The following is an 18458-nucleotide window of genomic DNA, read 5'->3' as shown; positions in this document are numbered from 1 at the left end:
GCACTCCGGTCATCTCCTGTGCCGTGGCGCCTTCGAGGGCTTCCGGGAAGCGGCCAGCGCCTCCCGAGCCCACTGCTCGTCTTCCTCGCTCCGGATGTCCACCAGGTCGCCGCCACAGCGCGTGCACGCCACGACGCGCCAGCTCTTCACGACCCGCGGACACTGGAGGCAGAGCGCGTAGGGCAGTGGAACGGATGCGAGGGGCTCGTTCGGCTCTTCGCGGCTCACCGGTTCGTTCGAGCCTCCCGTGACGGTGAGCCACAGTCCACCCAGGATGGCCCCCGCTCCGATGAGGATGCCGGCTGCGGCGAACCCGGCGCCGTGGTGCCTGGGGTCTTCCTTCGCATCCTTCGCGAGCGACAGACCCCCGGCCAGGAAGACGGCACCGACCAGGACCGCCACCACGCCTCCTTTGCGGCCCGCGCTGCGAAAGCCCTCGATGAGCTCGGGGAGGAAGTCGTCCACCTTCATGGCTTCTCCTCCATCAGCCTGTCCCGCTCGCCCTGGGCCGCCTCGAGCTTCTTCGCGGCTTCGCGGGCCCGTTCGAGCAATTCCGTGGGATTGGCGAGCCCGGGAGCGTCCAGGGGCCTCTTGGGACTCGGGTCCTTGTTGGCCGCGGGCGCGGAGCCGGGCTCGGAAGGCGTCGTCACTCCGAGTTGCGAGTCCGCCAGCTTCTCCCGGCCGCGTTGGGACTCCTCGAGCTGCTTCACGGTGTCGCGGGCCCTCTCGATGAGCTCGGCGGGCGTGGCGAGCTGGGGATTCTCCAGGGATTTCTTGGGAGCTGGCTCCCTTCCCGCACCGGACGGGGACTGGGGCTCCGGCGTGGGGGCGGAGGACGTCGGCTCCTCTCCCGCGAGGGGGCCGCGCATGGTGAGGACGCCCACCTCGGCTTCCACGCGCATGGCCCGGGCCCGGTAACGGTCCGGAATCTCCTCGCGAGAACCCACGAAATGGACCGTCCCCTTGTCGTCCTTGTACCGGTACATCTCCGCCGATTCGGCGAAGGCCTGCTGCTCCTCGGACGCGGCCGGAAAGCCCCCACCCGTGAAGTCCAGGCGGAACGAGCGCCCGTCCACCGTCTCGAGCTCGACGGCCTTCCCGTCGGAGGTGTAGCGCGGTGGAGCTCCCTCGAGGCCCCCCTGGCCCTTCACCCAGCTGAAGTGGAGGAAGGGCTCCCGCGCCTGGAGGGGGGCGTTGACGAGGGCCCCGGCCTTCGCGCCCTTCATGCGCACGCCGTGCTCATAGAGCGCGGCCACCTCCACGCCCTTCCAGTTTCCCTGGGGGGAGGCGGGGAGCGGCTCGAGCACGAGCACCCGCTTTCCGTCCGGGGAGACGAACTTGAGCTGCTCCCGGGTCGCGATGCAGGTGTTCCACTCCCAGACCACGCTCGGCTCATCACCCGGTGGCGACAACGTCGAGGTGGTCGTGCAGCGTGGGGCCGTCCCGTTCCGGTGCGCGGCCTGCCGGACCTCCGCTCTCCCATCAGCGGAACGCGCCGACCATGTCTGCTCGGGAAGCTCCTCCGCCGCGGAGGGCTGGGGCGCACCGGGAGCTTCCAGCGCGATGGGTTGCGCGCCGGGGTCCTTCTCCTTCCCGGGGCTGGCGGGGTGCCCGGCTTCGTTCACGGGCTCGGGCCGGGCGGACTGCTGACAGCCGCTCAGGAGCAACACCACCGCCAGACACCTCAATCGCATGCATCCCCTCGTGGCTCGCGTCCGGGCCGGGAGCGTACACGACTCCGGGCCGGGCGAGCCCCTCCATCGAGGAGTCGCTGGGTTACAGCTCCACCGGGAGCGTGACCAGATGCATGTTGAGGGGACCCTGCTGCTCCCACACTGGCGAGGCGCCCTTCGCGGGCCGCACGTTGGGGAAGCGCCGCAGCAGCGTCTCGAAGAAGACCTGGGCCTCCAGCCGCGCCAGCGCCGCGCCCAGGCAGTAGAACGAGCCGTACCCGAACGCCACGTGCTTGCCCGGCTTGCGGGTGATGTCGAACCGGTCCGGGTCGGGGAAGAGCGAGGGATCCCGGTTCGCCGCGGCGAGCATCACGTACACCATCTGGTACGGCTGCATCGTCTGGCCGCCGAGCTCCACGGGCGCGACGGTGAGCCGGGTGGTCATGCCCGCCACGTCGCCGTAGCGCAGCATCTCCTCCACCGCCTGGGGAATGAGCGAGGGCTGCTGGCGCAGCATCGCGAGCTGCTCCGGGTGGTCGAAGAGAAGTGCCAGGCCCCGGCTGATGAGCCGCGCGGTGGTCTCATGGCCGGCGAACAGGAGCAGCACGCAGTTGGCGAGGATCTCCTCCTCGGTGACGAGGCCCTCGTCCTGGGCGCGCAGGAAGACCTCGAGGATGTTCTCGCCCGAGGCGCCGCGGCGGTACTGGGAGAGGACCTCGCGCATGTAGTCCATCATCTCCAGGACGCTCTTCTGGCTCTGGAAGAGCTGCTCGGGATTGAAGTTGGTGAAGATGCCCCCCAGATCGCGAGACCAGCGCTGGAGCAGGTACTCGTCGGCGAGCGGCACGCCGAGCATCTCGGCGATGACGTTCGACGGCAGGGGGATGGCGAGGTCCTTCACCATGTCGAAGGAGGAGCCCCGGGCCGCGGCGGCGTCGAGCAACGTGTCGGTGAGGGCCTGGATGCGGGGCCGGAAGTTCTCCACGGTGCGCGGAGTGAAGTAGCGCTTGAGCAGCGCCTGGAAGCGGAGGTGGCCCTCGTTGGTGGTGTGCCCCATCCACATGTTGACGGCGTCGCGCAGGGGCGTGAGCTGCTTGCGGATGTCCTCGGGGAGGCGCTCGAACTGTCCCGTCATGGGCCCGGCGACCAGGCGGGGATCCTTCAGCACCTGGGAGATGTCGGCGTGGCGGGTGAGCACCCATCCGTGGAGCTGGGGGCTCCAGAGGATCGGCTGCTGGGTCCGAAGCGCGTGGTACATCGGGTGCGGGTTCCGGGCGGTCTCGAGGCTGAGGAGATCGAACGTGAGGGGCTGGGGATTGGTGGCCTGTTGCATGGGGCTCCCTGGGCGCGGTGGATGAGAGAGGTCGCGCTCGCCGGCGGCGCAGCATGACAGGGGCCGCACGAGAGGTCGCCAGGGTAGGGAGCAACCCCTTGCTTTCTCGGGTCTCGGTAGACAGTCGGGCCTCCGGGTTCCCCTCATCCACCTTCGAGCGGCTCGTCGCCAGTCCTTGCCGGCTTTCTCGGGGACCGTTAAAGCGGCGGGGTGCGTTCCCTCTGTCTCCGCTGCCTGCGTCCCCAGTCCACGTGCTACTGCGCACGCGTGCCCCAGGTGGACTCGCGCACGCGGCTCGTCTTCCTCCAGCACCCCCGCGAGCGCCGGGTGGCCATCGGCACGGCTCGCATGGCGCACCTGTCCCTGCCCAACTCCGAGCTCCACGTGGGAGTGGACTTCACCGGTCATCGGCGGCTCGCGGAGCTCGCGGCGCGTCCCGAGCGCGTGGCCGTCCTCTTCCCGGGAGAGGAGGCCATCCCCTTGGAGGAGGCGAAGGAGAATCCCCCCGAGACGCTCATCGTGGTGGACGGCACCTGGCCGCTGGCGCGCAAGCTGGTGAAGACGAATCCCCTGCTCGCGGGGTTGCCGCGCATCGGCTTCGTCCCGCGCCGCCCGAGCAACTACCGCATCCGCGCCGAGCCGGCCGAGCACTGCGTCTCCACCATCGAGGCGGTGGTGGAGGTGTTGGGGGCGCTCGAGGGCGAGCAGGAGCGCTTCGACACCATGCTGCGCGCCTTCGAGTACATGGTGGACACGCAGCTCGACTGCCAGGAGAAGCGGACGGAGCCGCCGCGCCGGCGCATCTACAAGTCCGCGTGGCAGCCGCCGCTGGAGCTGCGCGCCATCGCCGAGAGCTTCGAGCACCTCGTGCTCCTCTACGCCGAGGCCAACGCGCACCCCGCGGAGCAGAATCTTCCCTCCGAGCTGGTGCACCTGGTGGCGATGCGCCCGGCCACGGGTGAGCGCTTCGAGGCCATCCTCGCCCCGAGGCAGCCGATGGCGCGCAGCACGCCACTGCACGTGGAGCTCCCGGAGGAGGTTCTGCTGGCGGGCGAGTCCCTGGAGACGGGGCTCGCGCGCTTCCAGGCCTTCCTGCGCCCGGGAGACAAGCTCGCGGTGTGGACGACGTTCGCGCTGGAGCTGCTGCGCAGGGATGGCTTCCCGGTGCCCGAGGCGCTGAACGTGCGGCTCGCGTGCGCGCGGGCGCTCAAGAACAAGACGGGCGGAGTGGAGCAGGGGGCGGAGCAGCTGGGCGCGCGGCTTCCGGAGCGGTGGGCCGGGGGTCGCGCCGGCCGGCGCATCGCGGCCCTGGAGGCGGTGGTCCGTGCCCTGGATGAGCGGGGCCGGGCCACCCAACCTCCGCCCCGCGAGCGCATGGCTTCCTAGCCAGGGCCGCCGGGCGGGGGGGCGGTGGGGCCCCCGCGTCACCCGATGGCGCGCGGGGACAGGTGCTTCACGTCAGGACGGATCCGGCTTCGGGGTCTTCGGGCCGCTGGCCGGCAGCTTCGGCCTGGCGATGTAGCTCTTGGGCAGCTCGCCGGTGAGCGAGTCGAGGAAGGTGACGATCGACTTCGCGTCGGCATCGGAGATCTGCTTGCCGAACTGGTGCTGGGCCATCAGCTTCACGGCCGTCTGCAGCTCCTTCACCGAGCCGTCGTGGAAGTACGGCGCCGTCTTGGTCACGTTGCGCAGGGTGGGGACGCGGAACATCATCCGGTCCGACTCCTTCTTGGTGAGATCGAAGCGACCCTGATCCTTGGACTGGAAGGGCACCACGAGCCCCAGTTTCTGCATCGAGCCACCGATGGCGGGGCCGTTGTGGCAGGTCTGGCAGCCCTGCTCGAGGAACTTCTGGAGGCCGACCTTCTCCGCCGCGCTCAGCGCCTTGTCGTCACCGGCGAGGAACTTGTCGAAGCGCGAGGGGGTGACGAGCTGGCGCTCGAACGCGCCAATGGCCTTGGCCAGGTTGTCGTACGTCACCGGGTCCGCCTCGCCCGGGAAGGCCTTCTGGAAGGCCGTCACATAGCCGGGGATGGACTTCACCGTCTCCACGACGCGCTCCTCGCTGGGCATCGCCATTTCGACGGGGTTGAGGATGGGGCCCTTGGCCTGCTCCTCCAGGTTGGCGGCGCGGCCGTCCCAGAACTGCAGGAGGTGGCCACCGGAGTTGTACACGGTGGGCGAGTTACGGCCGCCGAGCTGCTTCTTGTGGCCCGTGGAGAAGGGCTTGCCGTCCACGCCGAACTTGTTCAGGTCGTGGCAGCTGTTGCAGGACACGTCCTGGTTCTTCGACAGGCGGGTATCGAAGTACAGCATCCGCCCCAGCTCCACCTTCTCCGGGGTGATGGGGTTCTTCGGATCCTCGAAGCGGGTCGGCAGGACCTTGAACGCCTTGAGCAGGGCGCGGTCGATGACGACGTTCTGGGCGGCGGTGGTGGGGGCGGCCGGAGCAGCAGCGGTGGGCTTCGCCGCCTGGGCGAATGCCGCGGTACCCGCGGTGACAGCGACCAGGAACAAGGGACGAACAAGCGAGTTGAATTTCATGAGGCTGTACTTTCACTGTGCTTCGCGGCCGGGGACCCGTTCGGGTCTGAGTGGGGGGGGAGGCCGGAAGCGTCAGGAAATTAGCAGTCTCTCGGGTGTGGAGGGAAACGCTGTGGAGCGCCGCGTCACTCGGCCTCGTGGGCGGGGACGCGGCACCGGGTGCGGCGGCTAGTCGCCGTACACCATGACGCAGTACTTCGCGTAGAGGCCGAGGATGTTCTCGAACTTGTGATCGATGTGGGTGACGCGGTTGATGCCGGCCTTGCGCGCGGCCTCGGTGGCGGTGGCGTCACCGGTGGTGACGATGCCGAGGATGGACGTCACGCAGCCCTCGCCGCTCTTCGTGCCGAGCCTCGTCTGCTCGTTGATGAACTCGGTGGCGGAGGTGGCGGCGTAGAGGGTGGTGGTGCCGATGACGGGACGGCCGATGAAGGCCGCGCCCGCGCAGCCCGACAGGCCCATGGAGAGGACGGCGATGACGGAGAGCTTCTGCAGCAGATGCATGTTTCCTCGTTTGCTCGGATTGTGAGGGAGAGAGGTGCGCATCTAGCGCACGCGCAGGTGCGGTGTAAATGCTCCACCCACGTCAGGTGCGTTGGCCGGAGCGCAGCGCGGCGCCGTCGATGGGCACGGGGCGGGCGCGCCACTTCGTGGTGTCCGAGGCGCGGCGGCCCCCGCGGATCAGCTTCGCCAGACGGGCGATGGCGTAGCACACCGCGAGCAGTCCCAGGCCCACACCCAGGGCGGGCACCAGCCCCAGCGTGGGCCCCACGCGTCCGGCCAGGCCCGCCGTCCCGGCCCAGCCGTACACCACCGGCAGGTGCAGCACGTAGAGCCAGAGGGACGCGCGGCCCAGGGGCGCCAGCAGGCGCGAGAGCACCTGGGGCACCAGGTTGACGGCGCCCAGCACCAGGAGGCCCTCGCCCACGCGGAAGGCGACGAGCCACGCGCTGGTGGGGCTCCAGTCCGCGGGCAGCCGCCCGGTGAGCAGCACCAGCCCCCCACCGAGCGCCACGAGGGCCAGGCCCTGGGGCCAGCCGGGCCGCAGCAACCGCAGCAGGTGGGCCGCGAGCGCCCCGGCGAAGAAGAAGCCCGCCCAGGGGAAGAGCGGGAAGCGCGCGCCCGGCATGCCCACCGCCTGCCGCAGCTCGATGGGCCAGCCCGTGGCGGCGTTCCACATCCAGGTGCTCGCCAGGGGGATGCCCACGGCCAGCGCGGCGAGCACCACGGCCCGCGTCCAGGTTCCGCGCGCCAGCACCAGCACCGCCGCGCCCACCAGCAGGCTCACGCCAATGCTCTGCAACGCATCGAAGGAGAAGACGAGCGAGCGCAGCTCCTCGCCCCAGCCGAGCGCATGCGCCGTGTCCCAGCCCGGCCAGTGCACCAGGTAGCCGAGGAAGAGGAGCAGCAGCGCGCGCCGCAACCGGCGGCCGAAGGACTGGCCCGCGCTCTCCTGGGAGGTTCCGAGCGCGGCCACCACCGCGAAGCCCGCCACCAGCAGGAAGAGGGGTGCGGTGATGCCGCGCAGCTCCCAGTACCGCTGCACCCACGGGTGGGCGCGCCACTCCGGTGCGAGCAGCGCGTCCAGTGTGTGCCCCAACACCATCGCCACCACGGCCAGGCCTCGTGCCCCGTCAAGTCCAGGATGACGGGAGGAGGGCTTGCTGAGATCGAAGAGCGAGGCGCCGGGTCGGGTCACGGAGCCCGAGCATACGTGCAAGCTGGCCCTGCGTCTCGAAAACCGACGCGACAGGTATTCCAGACCCCTCCCCGCGAGGCGTCCGCGACCCGGGTGCTGACGCAGGCCCCGAGTGGTGGTGTCATGCCGCGCCATGACTGCCCGTGAAATCCCGTGGTTCGTGTTGTGTCTGTCGTTGCTCGCGCCGCTCCCGGCTCGGAGCGAGGTGCGTGAGATTCCCTCCCGGGATGACTGGTTCGGTCGGGACAAGGCGCTGCACTTCGGCGTCAGCGCGGGTCTGGCCGGCGCGGGATATGCCGGCGGAGCGCTCTTCTTCGAGGCGCGCGAGGCGCGGTGGCTCACCGGCTCGGGGGTGGCGCTCGGGGCGGGGGTGGCCAAGGAAATCTACGACGCCGGGCGCGGGAGCTTCTTCTCGGTGAAGGACCTGACCTGGGACGTGCTGGGGACGGCCACCGGGCTCGCCCTGTCCTGGGCCGTCGACCGGCTCTTCTTCCAACGGGAGGCTTCCGCCCGGACGCCCGCACTCCAGCGCTCCCCCCTGGCCTTCTCCCTCAACTCGGGGGGTCATCCCCAAGGAGTGCCGGGTAATGGTAGGAATATGCCCGTGATGTTGTTCCTCTCGGGAGGTTGGTAGATGAAGCAGTATCGGCTCTGGCTCGGCGCGGGACTGGTATCCCTGGGCGCCGTTTCTTCCTCGTGCAGCAAGGAGTCTCCGCCGCCCGAGCCCAAGCCGGCCGCCGTGGCCGCCGCACCCGCCCCCGCTCCCGAGCCGCCGAAGCCGAGGATGAGCCACGAGAAGCTCGTCTCCTTCTTCCGCCTGTCCGCCGCCGCGAAGGCGGCCGAGGCTCCGGTGGACACGCCGGCGCAGATCGCGCTCGGGCGCATGCTCTTCTTCGAGACGCGCCTGTCGAAGAACCACGACATCTCCTGCAACAGCTGCCACGACCTGGCCACCTTCGGCGTGGACGGCAAGACCACCTCCGAGGGCCACAAGGGCCAGAAGGGCAGCCGCAACGCGCCCACCGTCTTCCACGCCGCGGGCCACGTCGCCCAGTTCTGGGATGGCCGCGCCTCCTCGCTCGAGGAGCAGGCCGCGGGCCCGATGCTGAACCCGACGGAGATGGCCATGCCGGACGAGAAGCGCATCCTGGCCACGCTCAACTCCATTCCGCAGTACGTGAAGGCCTTCAAGGAGTCCTTCCCCCGCGACAAGAAGCCCGTGAGCGTGAGCAACGCCGCGCGCTCCATCGCCGCCTTCGAGCGCAAGCTCTTCACCACCGCGCGCTTCGACAAGTTCCTCGCGGGTGACGAGTCGGCCCTCACCGAGCAGGAGCGGCGCGGCCTGGAGTTGTTCGCCAGCTCCGGCTGCACCACGTGCCACAACGGCCCGTCGGTGGGCGGCACCTCGTTCCAGAAGCTGGGCCTCATCGAGGAGTACCCCACCAATGACAAGGGCCGCTTCGACGTGACGAAGAACGAGGAGGACCTGCACAAGTTCCGCGTGCCCACGCTGCGCAACGTGGAGAAGACGGGCCCCTGGTTCCACGACGGCTCCGTGAAGGAGCTGCCCACGGCCGTGCGTCTCATGGCCAAGCACCAGCTCGGCATGTCCTTCTCCGACGCCGAGGTGGACGACATCGTGGCCTTCCTCAAGAGCCTCACCGGCGAGCTGCCCGGGCCGGAGGTGCTCACGCCCCCCGAGCTCCCGCCCAGCTCGCGCACCACGCCGAAGCCGGACCCGACGTAGCGGTCCGCTCGCGCCCCGGGATGGCAGCGGCGCGCCCGCTGTCATCCCGGACTCCCAGGGCCGGAGCGCCTACTCGGGGCGCCGGACCTTGAAGATGAAGGCATCCCCGAAGCGCTGCTCCTCGTAATCCACGAAGCCGGCCCGGGAGAGCGCCGCGGGCAGTCCCGGGAGATCCGTGCGCCGGATGCCCGTCATCCGCACCCCCAGGTGCCCCAGCGGGCGCGGGGACTCGGCGAAGGTGCTGGCCACGTAGGTGCCCCCGGGCTGGAGCAACCGGAAGATCTCCCGGTAGGCCGCGTCCGGATCCGCGTACAGGTGCAGCGAGCCCGCGTTGAGGACGCCCGAGAACGTCCCCTCCCGGAAGGGCAGGGCCCTCGCGTCTCCCCGCAGCAGCGCCACGTTGCGCATGCCGGCGAGCTGCTTCGCGGCCTTCTCCAGCATCGCGTCCGAGAGATCGATCCCCACCACGTGCTGGCCCTTCGCGGACCGCACCAGGCTCTGCGTGTAGAAGCCGGCGCCACACGACAGATCCAGCCACGGGCCTCCACGAGCCGGCACGTCCAGCCACCGCTCATAGATGGCGTACTCGCCCTCGGGCCGGGGCACTCCGGCGTCCGGGCCCGCGAAGATGCGCACGAAGATGGGGCGCATGACGTGCTCGTACAGGGATACGAACACCTCGCTCTCCATCAACTGCTGCGCCACGGTGGGAGGCCGCGGCCGGGACTTCCCGCCGGCCTCCAACATGTCCGTGTAGCCGCCGGCTTCCGGTGCGTGCGTCCGCCCGCATCCGCCACAGTGGAAGGTGTTGCGCTCCACGGTGAACTCCTCGCCGCCGCAGGGCACGCAGCGCAGCAGCGACGCCACGAGATTGGCATCCATCATCATTATTGTCAGACTCCTCGAAGGCTCATCGGCGGGGACCGCCGTTACTCGTCCGGCTCCAGGTCCGCTCCTGGCAGGGGGCGGTTCACCGGCGAGAGGGGAGCTCCGGCCACGTACACCGCCAGGCCGACATATAGGCGAAATGGGTTGTCTGGTGTTGGGAACCTCGAGGCGTGCGCGGGGCGCGACTGACAGTGAGAGGAATTCTCCTGTTCGTCGCTGCGTGGGCGGCCACGGCATCGGGATTCATTTGTGAATTACGGCATGAGGGAAGTTACTGCTACGAAACATGCGGTCTCATGTCACGGGTTGTATGGGCGAACGAATGCGAGACGTTGATTGGCCCGGGCTTGTGTCAGATGCGTGTGCTTTGGTGCGGCGCGTTGAGACTCGAATGCCTGGAGGACGAGAAAATTGAACTTTCTTTGCTTGTCAGTTCGGGGGGGACTGATGCATAAGAAGCATCGTCCCGTCGGTCCTTGCCTTCTTATCGAGCGATCTTGTCGGGACATGCATGACGCCGTTCCGGCCCGTCCGGGTTCGGGGTGGCTCCAGGGGATACCCGTTCAATCACGACACCGAGCGCTCACGAGAGCGCCTGGTCTGTCTTTGTCCGCCCCGAGAACCCGCCGCCTGTCCGCGTATCCTTATGTCTGAACCCATCATCTCGCCCCACCTCGAGAAGTGCTGGTATCCCATCGCGTGGTCGCATGAGCTGGAGCGGAAGCCGCTGAAGGCCCGGATCCTGGGTCGGCAACTCGTCGCGTTTCGTGGCAGACAGGGGACGCCCATCGTCCTCGAGGATCGCTGCCCGCACCGGGGCGTCGAGCTCTCCGCGGGGGACGTCGTGGATGGGTGTATTCGCTGTCCCTACCATGGCTGGCGTTTCGGAGAGCAGGGGAAGTGCGTCCAGATACCCACGCTCGAGGCCGGGGATGCCATTCCCAACGTGTCCGCGCGCTGCCATCGCGTCCATGAGGCGGAGGGGGCCGTCTGGGTCTGTCTTTCCCAGGAGCCCTACACGGCCGAGCCCCAGGCGTGGCAATACCCCCGGCATCAGGCCTTCACCACGGTGCTCGACATCGAGTGTGACTACATCCGCGTCATGGAGAACCTGGTGGATGCCTCTCATGCCGGCTATCTGCACGCCGGCCTGCTGCGAGGCGAGCCCCAGACGGCCGTCGTGGCGGAGGTCAACGCCACTCCCACGGGAGTCCATATCCAGACCCGCGGGGAGAAGGCGAGGAGCAGCTTCCTCTACCGGCTCTTCGGACGTGAGGAGCAGGATGTGTTCCACGCCGAGGAGCTCGTCGTCCCCCACGTCGTCAAACTCATCTATCGCACGGGGAGCAATCTCTCCACGTCCCAGTTCGTATGTGTCCCGGTCGATGAGCACAAGACACGCATGTTCTGCCGGATCACCGCGGATTTCTCCCTGGGTACGCCTCTTCTCTTCCCCGTGTTCAAGCGGGTGATTCAAAAGATCCTCGTCCAGGACAAGGCCATCATGGAGAACACGTCCAAGATGGCGAGGCTGTACCCGGACGAGAAGCTGACCTCCACCAAGGCGGATGTCCCTTCCCTCTGGTTGGCACGCGCGGCCAGGGCCTTCGCCTTGGAAGGGCCGGCGGCGGAGATGCCCAAGCAGGTCTCCGTGGGGTTCCGTCTGTAATTCCTGGCCCCCTCGCCAGGGCGGCGAACTCTCGTATTCCTCGAAGGACGTGCGCGTCAACGGGTGGGGTCTGTCCTTGGGGGACGGGCCCTCCGGTGGATTGCCACGGGTTGAGCCAAGAAACCGGGATGGTATGGACACGCTACTGATTACGCAGCAGGACCTGAAGCAGATCGTCGCCAGGGTCGGAATCCATGCGCTGATGGATGGCCTCCTGCACTCCCTGGAAAGGGCGTTGCAAGAGTTCGACGAGACGCAGACCGAGGTCCGCAAGCGCGAGGGTTTCCTGCTCGAGGCCCCCCAGCCGGGAGTCCTGGAGTGGATGCCGGTGATGCGCAAGGGGGACTCGGTCACCTTGAAGATTGTCAGCTATGCCCCCGCCAATCCCCGGCGCTTCGGCATCCCGACCATCATCGCCAACAACAGCCTCTATGACGTCCAGACCGGCCACCTGAGGGCGCTGGTGGACGGCGTGCTGGCCACCGCGCTGAGGACGGGGGCCGCTTCGGCGATCGCCAGCAAGTACCTGGCCCACCCGGACAGCCGCGTGGTGGGGCTGGTGGGCTGCGGGGCCCAGGCCGTCACCCAGTTGCACGCCCTGTCGCGCGTCTTCGGCATCGAGCGCGTCCTCGCCTACGACATCGACCCGGACGTCCAGAAGTCCCTCCCCGCGCGGGTGGCCTTCCTCGGACTGGAGGTGCTGCCGGCTCCACTGGAGGTGGTGGAGGCCCAGGCGGACATCCTCTGCACGGCCACCTCCGTCGAGGTGGGGGCCGGCCCCGTCATCCGTGGCACGGCGTTGAAGCCCCACGTCCACATCAACGCGGTGGGCTCGGATCTGCCCGGGAAGATCGAGCTGCCGCTGGCCGTGCTCGAGCGCAGCCTGGTGTGCCCGGACTTCCTGGCGCAGGCGCTCGTCGAGGGGGAGTGTCAGCAGCTCTCCCCGGAGAAGATCGGCCCCCACCTGGTCGAGCTGGCCAAGGAGCCGGCGCGCTTCCAGGCGTGGCGCCAGCGCGGCACGGTGTTCGATTCAACGGGCTTCGCGCTGGAGGACCAGGTCGTCACCGAGGTGCTGCTCCAGCACGCGCTCGCGCTCGGGCTGGGGACCGTCGTCCAGCTCGAGAACATCAATGGCAGTGCGTTGGATCCGTACGGCTACGTCTTCCCACGCCCCGGCCTCGAAGTGGCTGCCTAGCCAGACGTCTCACCCCGACAACCGAAAGGCAATCGTCATGCAATACATGATCCTCGCGCGGTACAAGGCCGAAGTCCTCAAGAACCTCCTGCAGAATCCCGACAGCCTGGAGGGACGCGAGGATTACGCGCAGAAGTTCTACGGCTCGGTGGGCGGCAAGGTGATGCACTCGTACTTCATCCGGGGTGCGAAGTGGCACTTCCTGGTCATCGTCGACTTCCCGGACGCGGAGGCCGCCCATACCGCCGTCATGGTGGGCTACGCCTCGGGGGCCTTCGAGGAGGGCGAGCTGCACCACCTGGCGACCATGGACGAGGCGGTGAGCGCCCTGAGGCGGGCGTCCGCTGGCGGCGTGGTCTACTTCCCGCCCAAGTAGTCACCAGGCGGTGACGTGACGTCCTCGCGCCGGGCCGTGGTGGTGGCGCCGGCGGCTCGTGCGCGGGGCGAATACCCGACAGCTTCGTTTCCTTCCCCGCGGCGGCGGTACGGCACCGGTGTGCCCCGCGAGGAATTCCTTCGATGGCATTGATGCAGGTGGGGCATGACCGCAGGCTTTGAAGGCTCTCCAGGCATGAAGGATGTCTCGACGTTGGTGGACCTGTTGCGCCTCCGGGCGACGGTCCAGCCCGAGGCATGGGCCTACACCTTCCTGCAGGACGGGGAGAACGAGTCGGGCCGGCTGACCTTCCTGGAGCTGGACAGGCAGGCCCGGGCGATCGCCGCCCTCATCCAGTCCCAGGTGCCCGCCGGGGAGCGGGCGCTGCTCCTGTACCAGCCGGGCCTGGAGTTCGTGACCGCCTTCTTCGGCTGCCTGTACGCCGGAGTGCTGGCCGTGCCCGCCTATCCGCCTCGGGCGGACAAGAACCTCACCCGCCTGCAGGCCATCGTCACCGATGCCGAGGCGAAGGTGGTGCTCACCACCGAGACCCTCCGGCCCCTCCTGATGGAGCAGGGCGCCCAGAACGCGGTGATGTCCTCGCTGCTGTGGCTGGGGACGGATCGCGTGGACCCGGCGCGGGCCTCGGAGTGGCGGGCGCCCGCCATCCATGGGGAGACGGTGGCCTTCCTCCAGTACACCTCCGGCTCCACCGGGGCGCCCAAGGGGGTGATGGTCAGCCACCGCAACCTCCTGCACAACTCGGAGCTGCTCAAGCGGGGCATGGCGGACGCGGAGGAGAGCATCCACGTGGGGTGGCTGCCCCTGTTCCACGACATGGGGCTGATCGCCATGATGCTCCAGTCGCTCTACCGCGGGCGCCCCGGTGTGTTGATGCCGCCCGCCGCCTTCCTCCAGGCCCCCATCCGCTGGCTCCGGGCCCTCTCCCACTACCGGGCGACCATCACCGGCGCACCCAACTTCGCCTATGACCTGTGTGTCCGGCGCACCACTCCGGAGCAGCGCGCGGGGCTGGACCTGAGCCACCTGCGGATCGCCTTCAACGGCGCCGAGCCCATCCGGCTCCAGACGCTGGAGCGCTTCGCGGAGACCTTCGCCCCCTACGGCTTCCGGAAGGAGGCCTTCTACCCGTGCTACGGCCTGGCCGAGTCCACGGTGTTCGTCGCCGGTGGGCTCGCGGCCGAGCCGCCCGTGGTGGAGTGGGTGGACGGGGCCGCGCTCGAGCAGCACGAGGTGCGGCCCGTCCCCTCCGTGCACCTCGAGGCCCATCCCCTGGTGGGCTGCGGGCGGGCGTGGATGGATCAGCGCTTCCTCGTCGTCGACCCGCGGACCCTCGAGCCCTGCTCGCCGGGCGCGGTGGGTGAGCTCTGGGTGCGCGGCCCGAGCGTGGCCCAGGGTTATTGGAACCGGCCGCGGGAGACGGAGGAGACCTTCGGCGCCCGGCTGGCGGGCTCCGCTGAGGGCCCGTTCCTTCGCACCGGCGATCTCGCCTTCCTGCGCGGCGAGGAGCTGTTCATCACCGGCCGCCTCAAGGATCTGATCATCATCCGGGGCCGCAACCACTACCCGCAGGACATCGAGCTGGCCGCGGAGGAGAGCCATCCCGCGCTCCGGCGTGGCTGCAGCGCCGCGTTCCCGGTGGACGTGGAGGGGGAGGAGCGGCTCGCGCTCGTGCTTGAGGTGGAGAAGGGCTCCCAGGAGAAGCTGCCCGCCCCCGAGGTGATGGCGCGTATCCGCGAGGCCGTCCTGGCCCGGCATGAGTTGCAGGTCCACGCCATCGCGTTGATCCGCACGGGCACCATCCCGAAGACGTCCAGCGGGAAGATTCAGCGCCGCGCCTGCCGCGCCGGCCTGCTGAACGGGACGCTGGAGGTGCTGGCGCAGTGGCGCGAGGGCACGGACGCCACGAAGTCCTCAGGGAGTGTCCGAGCGGGGGAGGAGCGTGCCCCGGCGCACCGGTTGTCCGCGGCGGCGGAGGCCATCCGGGGCTGGCTGGTGGCGCGGCTCTCCGAGCGGCTGAAGGTGGGGCCCCAGTCCATTGATTCGCGAGAGCCCTTCTCCCGCTACGGGCTGGACTCGGCGGCGGCGGTGGGGTTGTCCGGGGAGCTCCAGGAGTGGCTGGGCCGGCCGGTGTCTCCCACGCTGGTGTACGACCATCCCTCCATCGACGCCGTTGCCCTGCACCTGGCGGGGGGCGTTTCCCGGGTCTCCACGCCGCGTCTGGAGCAGGCGGGCCGGGACGAGCCCATCGCCATCATCGGCATGGGTTGCCGCCTCCCCGGGGCGGAGTCGCCGGAGGCCTTCTGGTCGCTCCTTCACGGGGGGCGGGACGTCATCCGCGAGGTTCCCCCGGAGCGCTGGGACGTGGAGTCCTTCTACGCGGCCACTCCGGCCACGCCCGGGAAGATGAGCACGCGGTGGGGCGGCTTCCTCGAGCAGGTGGACCGCTTCGACCCGGGTTTCTTCGGCATCTCCCCGCGCGAGGCCCGGGGCATCGATCCCCAGCAGCGGCTGCTGTTGGAGGTGGGCTGGGAGGCCCTGGAGAACGCGGGTTACGCGCCCACGTCGCTCGCCGGGAGCCGGACGGGCGTCTTCATCGGCATCAGCAGCAGCGACTACGCGCAGCTCCAGTTCTCGCGGACCGGGGCGCTCGATGCCTACTCCGGTACCGGCGGGGCGCTCAGCATCGCCGCCAACCGGCTCTCCTATCTGATGGACTGGCACGGCCCGAGCATGGCCGTGGATACCGCCTGCTCCTCCTCGCTGGTGGCGCTGCACCAGGCCTGCCAGAGCCTGCGCCGCGGAGAGTGCTCGCTGGCCCTGGCCGGCGGGGTGAACCTGCTCCTGGCCCCCCACCTGACCGTCACCTTCTCCCAGGCCCGCATGATGGCCTCGGACGGCCGCTGCAAGACGTTCGACGCCAGCGCCGATGGCTACGTGCGCTCCGAGGGCGCCGGCGTGGTGGTGCTGAAGCGGCTCTCGGACGCGCTCCGGGATGGCGACACCGTCCTCGCCCTGGTGCGGGGCAGCGCGGTCAACCAGGATGGGCGCAGCAACGGGCTGACCGCCCCCAACGGACCCGCTCAGCAGGAGGTCATCCGGCAGGCCCTGGCGGATGCCGGCGTGGACGCCACCCGCATCGGCTACGTCGAGGCCCACGGCACCGGTACGCCCCTGGGGGATCCGATCGAGCTGCACTCGCTCCGGGATGTGCTGATGCCGGGCCGCTCGCCGGAGCAACGCTGCTGGGTCGGCTCCGTGAAGACCAACGTCGGCCACCTGGAGGCGGCGGCGGGCATCACGGGAGTGCTCAAGGTGGTGCTGTCGCTCAAGCACCAGGAGATCCCCGCGCACCTGCACTTCGAGAAGCTCAATCCGCACATCTCCATCGAGGGCGTCCCGCTGGCCATCCCCGCCGAGCGCCAGCCCTGGCCCTCGGGTCGGACGCCGCGCCTGGCGGGGGTGAGCTCCTTCGGGTTCGGTGGCACCAACGCCCACGTCATCCTGGAGGAGGCTCCCGCTCCAGCGGCGGCTCCGGCGCGGGCGTCGGAGGAGCGTCCGCTGCACGTGCTCGGCCTCTCCGCCCGGAGCGAGTCCGCCCTGCGGGAGCTGGCGCGGCGCCATGCCACCTGGCTGGCGGCGCACCCGGAGCTCTCCGTGGCGGATGTCTGCTTCAGCGCCAACACCGGGCGCTCGCGGTTCGAGCACCGGCTGGCTGCGGTGGCGGAGACGGGCACGGAGTTGCGCGCGCGGCTCGAGGACTTCGCCGCGGGTCGACAGGCCTCCACGGTGTGGAGCCGCTCGCTCGCGGGGCGGCGTGTCCCCAAGGTGGCCTTCCTGTTCACCGGGCAGGGCTCGCAGTATGTGGGCATGGGCCGGCGGCTCCACGAGACCCAGCCCGTCTTCCGGCGTGCCCTGGAGCGGTGCGACGAGGTGCTGCGTCCGCTGTTGGAGCAGCCGCTCCTGTCGGTGCTGTTCTCCGGCCCCGAGGAGGGGGCGCTGCTGCACGAGACGGCCTACACCCAGCCCGCCCTCTTCGCACTGGAGTACGCCCTGGCCACCCTGTGGCGCTCCTGGGGCATCGAGCCGGCGTGCGTGATGGGTCACAGCGTGGGCGAGTACGTGGCGGCCTGCGTCGCCGGGGTCTTCAGCCTGGAGGACGGTCTGAAGCTGATCGCCACCCGCGGCCGTCTGATGCAGGCGCTGCCTCGGGATGGCGGGATGGTGACGGTGTTCGCCTCCGAGGCCCGGGTGGCCGAGGCGCTCCGTCCCCATGCCCGCGAGGTGTCGATCGCGGCGATCAACGGGCCGGAGAGCATCGTCCTCTCCGGGCGGCGCGAGGCCGTGCGTTCCGTCGTCGGAGCCCTCGAGGCCGAGGGGGTGAAGACGCGGGCGTTGAATGTCTCGCACGCCTTCCACTCGCCGCTGATGGAGCCGGTGCTGGACGCGTTCCAGCAGGTGGCCGCTGGCGTGAGCTACGCGCCGTCCCGGGTGCCGTTGATCTCCAACCTCACCGGCAAGCCGCTCGACGCGGGAGAGCTGAACGCCCACTACTGGAGCCGGCACCTGCGGGAGCCGGTGCGGTTCCTGGCCGGCATGGAGACGCTGCGGGCCCAGGGCTGCGAGGTGTTCCTGGAGGTGGGGCCGGCCCCGACGCTGCTGGGGCTGGGGCGCCGCTGCCTGCCCGAGGTGGAGGAGGGGTGGCTTCCCAGTCTCAGGCCCGGGCAGCCGGACTGGCAGCCCCTGTCGTCGAGCCTGGCGGAGCTGTATGTGCGCGGGGTGGCGGTGGACTGGGCGGGCTTCGACGCGGAGTTCGCGCGCCGCCGGGTGGCACTGCCCACCTATCCGTTCCAGCGCGAGCGCTACTGGTTGGAGCCCGGCGAGCAGGCCGCGTCCTCCGGCACTCCGGTGGTGGGCGTGCCCAATGGCCGGGGACATCCGCTGCTGGGCCGGCGCCTGCCGGAGCTCGCGCACCTGCCCGGGCACCACGTCTGGGCCACCGAGCTGGCTCAGCGGCACCTGACCTTCATCAATGATCACCGCATCCAGGGCGCGGTGGTGGTGCCCGGAGTGGTCTACCTGGAACTGGCCCTGGCCGCGGCGGCCGAGGCGTTCGGGTCCAGGCCATTGGTGCTCGGCGAGGTCGAGTACAACAAGGTGCTGTTCGTCCCGGATACCGGGGCTCAGTCGGTCCAGGTGAGCCTGACGGGCAGTCCGGACAAGGACCTGTCCTTCCACATCCACAGTCGACCGGCGGAGCGCGCGTCCGAGCCCTGGACGCTGCACGCCCGTGGTCGGCTCATCCCCGGTTGA

The 18458-nt window shown here is 69.7% G+C and carries 14 protein-coding genes; 7 read left to right on the top strand and 7 right to left on the bottom strand.

The features are described from left to right. Positions 1-9 precede the first annotated feature (9 nt). From JQX13_RS51850 to JQX13_RS51840, 3 genes are all read right to left on the bottom strand, one after another. A complete protein-coding gene (locus JQX13_RS51850; protein ID WP_203406746.1) occupies positions 10-471 on the bottom strand; it encodes a hypothetical protein in 462 nt (153 codons plus the stop codon). Further along, the gene (locus JQX13_RS51845) at positions 468-1694 is read right to left on the bottom strand and encodes a hypothetical protein (RefSeq protein ID WP_203406745.1); all 1227 of its coding nucleotides are present in this window, start codon (positions 1692-1694) and stop codon (positions 468-470) included. The genes JQX13_RS51850 and JQX13_RS51845 overlap by 4 nt, the downstream gene beginning before the upstream one ends. A gap of 82 nt (positions 1695-1776) precedes the next feature. Next, positions 1777-3006, bottom strand: coding sequence for a cytochrome P450 (locus JQX13_RS51840; RefSeq protein ID WP_203406744.1), 1230 nt, complete (start codon positions 3004-3006; stop codon positions 1777-1779). 210 nt (positions 3007-3216) lie between these two features. Between JQX13_RS51840 and JQX13_RS51835 the strand changes: the two genes are divergently transcribed. After that, complete coding sequence (locus JQX13_RS51835; protein WP_203406743.1) at positions 3217-4392, top strand: tRNA-uridine aminocarboxypropyltransferase; 1176 nt, start codon at positions 3217-3219, stop codon at positions 4390-4392. A 72-nt stretch (positions 4393-4464) separates the two neighbouring features. On the opposite strand, the gene JQX13_RS51830 is transcribed toward JQX13_RS51835, so the two are convergent. The 3 genes from JQX13_RS51830 to JQX13_RS51820 all read right to left on the bottom strand — a co-directional run bounded on the left by JQX13_RS51830 (position 4465) and on the right by JQX13_RS51820 (position 7249). Continuing rightward, positions 4465-5550, bottom strand: coding sequence for a cytochrome-c peroxidase (locus tag JQX13_RS51830; RefSeq protein ID WP_203406742.1), 1086 nt, complete (start codon positions 5548-5550; stop codon positions 4465-4467). A gap of 168 nt (positions 5551-5718) precedes the next feature. Then, a complete protein-coding gene (locus JQX13_RS51825; protein WP_203406741.1) occupies positions 5719-6054 on the bottom strand; it encodes a TRL-like family protein in 336 nt (111 codons plus the stop codon). Between the two features lie 82 nt (positions 6055-6136). Continuing rightward, complete coding sequence (locus JQX13_RS51820) at positions 6137-7249, bottom strand: acyltransferase family protein (protein ID WP_239014394.1); 1113 nt, start codon at positions 7247-7249, stop codon at positions 6137-6139. Positions 7250-7382: 133 nt separating this feature from the next. Here JQX13_RS51820 and JQX13_RS51815 point away from each other — a divergent pair, with 133 nt between their 5' ends. Beyond that, positions 7383-7883 carry a YfiM family protein gene (locus JQX13_RS51815; protein WP_203406739.1) on the top strand — a complete coding sequence of 167 codons (501 nt, stop codon included), beginning with the start codon at positions 7383-7385 and terminating at the stop codon, positions 7881-7883. Then, entirely contained in the window at positions 7884-8996 is a 1113-nt protein-coding gene (locus JQX13_RS51810) for a cytochrome-c peroxidase (RefSeq protein WP_203406738.1), read from the top strand. Between the two features lie 69 nt (positions 8997-9065). Here JQX13_RS51810 and JQX13_RS51805 read toward each other — a convergent pair whose 3' ends face one another. After that, complete coding sequence (locus JQX13_RS51805) at positions 9066-9884, bottom strand: class I SAM-dependent methyltransferase (protein ID WP_203406737.1); 819 nt, start codon at positions 9882-9884, stop codon at positions 9066-9068. Positions 9885-10530: 646 nt separating this feature from the next. On the opposite strand from JQX13_RS51805, the gene JQX13_RS51800 reads away from it, so the two are divergent. The 4 genes from JQX13_RS51800 to JQX13_RS51785 all read left to right on the top strand — a co-directional run bounded on the left by JQX13_RS51800 (position 10531) and on the right by JQX13_RS51785 (position 18458). Then, a complete protein-coding gene (locus JQX13_RS51800; RefSeq protein ID WP_203406736.1) occupies positions 10531-11553 on the top strand; it encodes an aromatic ring-hydroxylating oxygenase subunit alpha in 1023 nt (340 codons plus the stop codon). A 133-nt stretch (positions 11554-11686) separates the two neighbouring features. Next, positions 11687-12748, top strand: coding sequence for an ornithine cyclodeaminase family protein (locus JQX13_RS51795; protein WP_203406735.1), 1062 nt, complete (start codon positions 11687-11689; stop codon positions 12746-12748). A gap of 37 nt (positions 12749-12785) precedes the next feature. Then, positions 12786-13124, top strand: coding sequence for a GYD domain-containing protein (locus JQX13_RS51790; protein WP_203406734.1), 339 nt, complete (start codon positions 12786-12788; stop codon positions 13122-13124). A 195-nt stretch (positions 13125-13319) separates the two neighbouring features. Then, positions 13320-18458 carry a type I polyketide synthase gene (locus tag JQX13_RS51785; RefSeq protein WP_203406733.1) on the top strand — a complete coding sequence of 1713 codons (5139 nt, stop codon included), beginning with the start codon at positions 13320-13322 and terminating at the stop codon, positions 18456-18458.

The organism is Archangium violaceum, from assembly GCF_016859125.1.
Taxonomy (GTDB): Bacteria; Myxococcota; Myxococcia; order Myxococcales; family Myxococcaceae; genus Archangium; species Archangium violaceum_A.
Note: the sequence above shows the minus strand (reverse complement) of the source record. Positions and strands in the feature narration are given on the sequence as shown.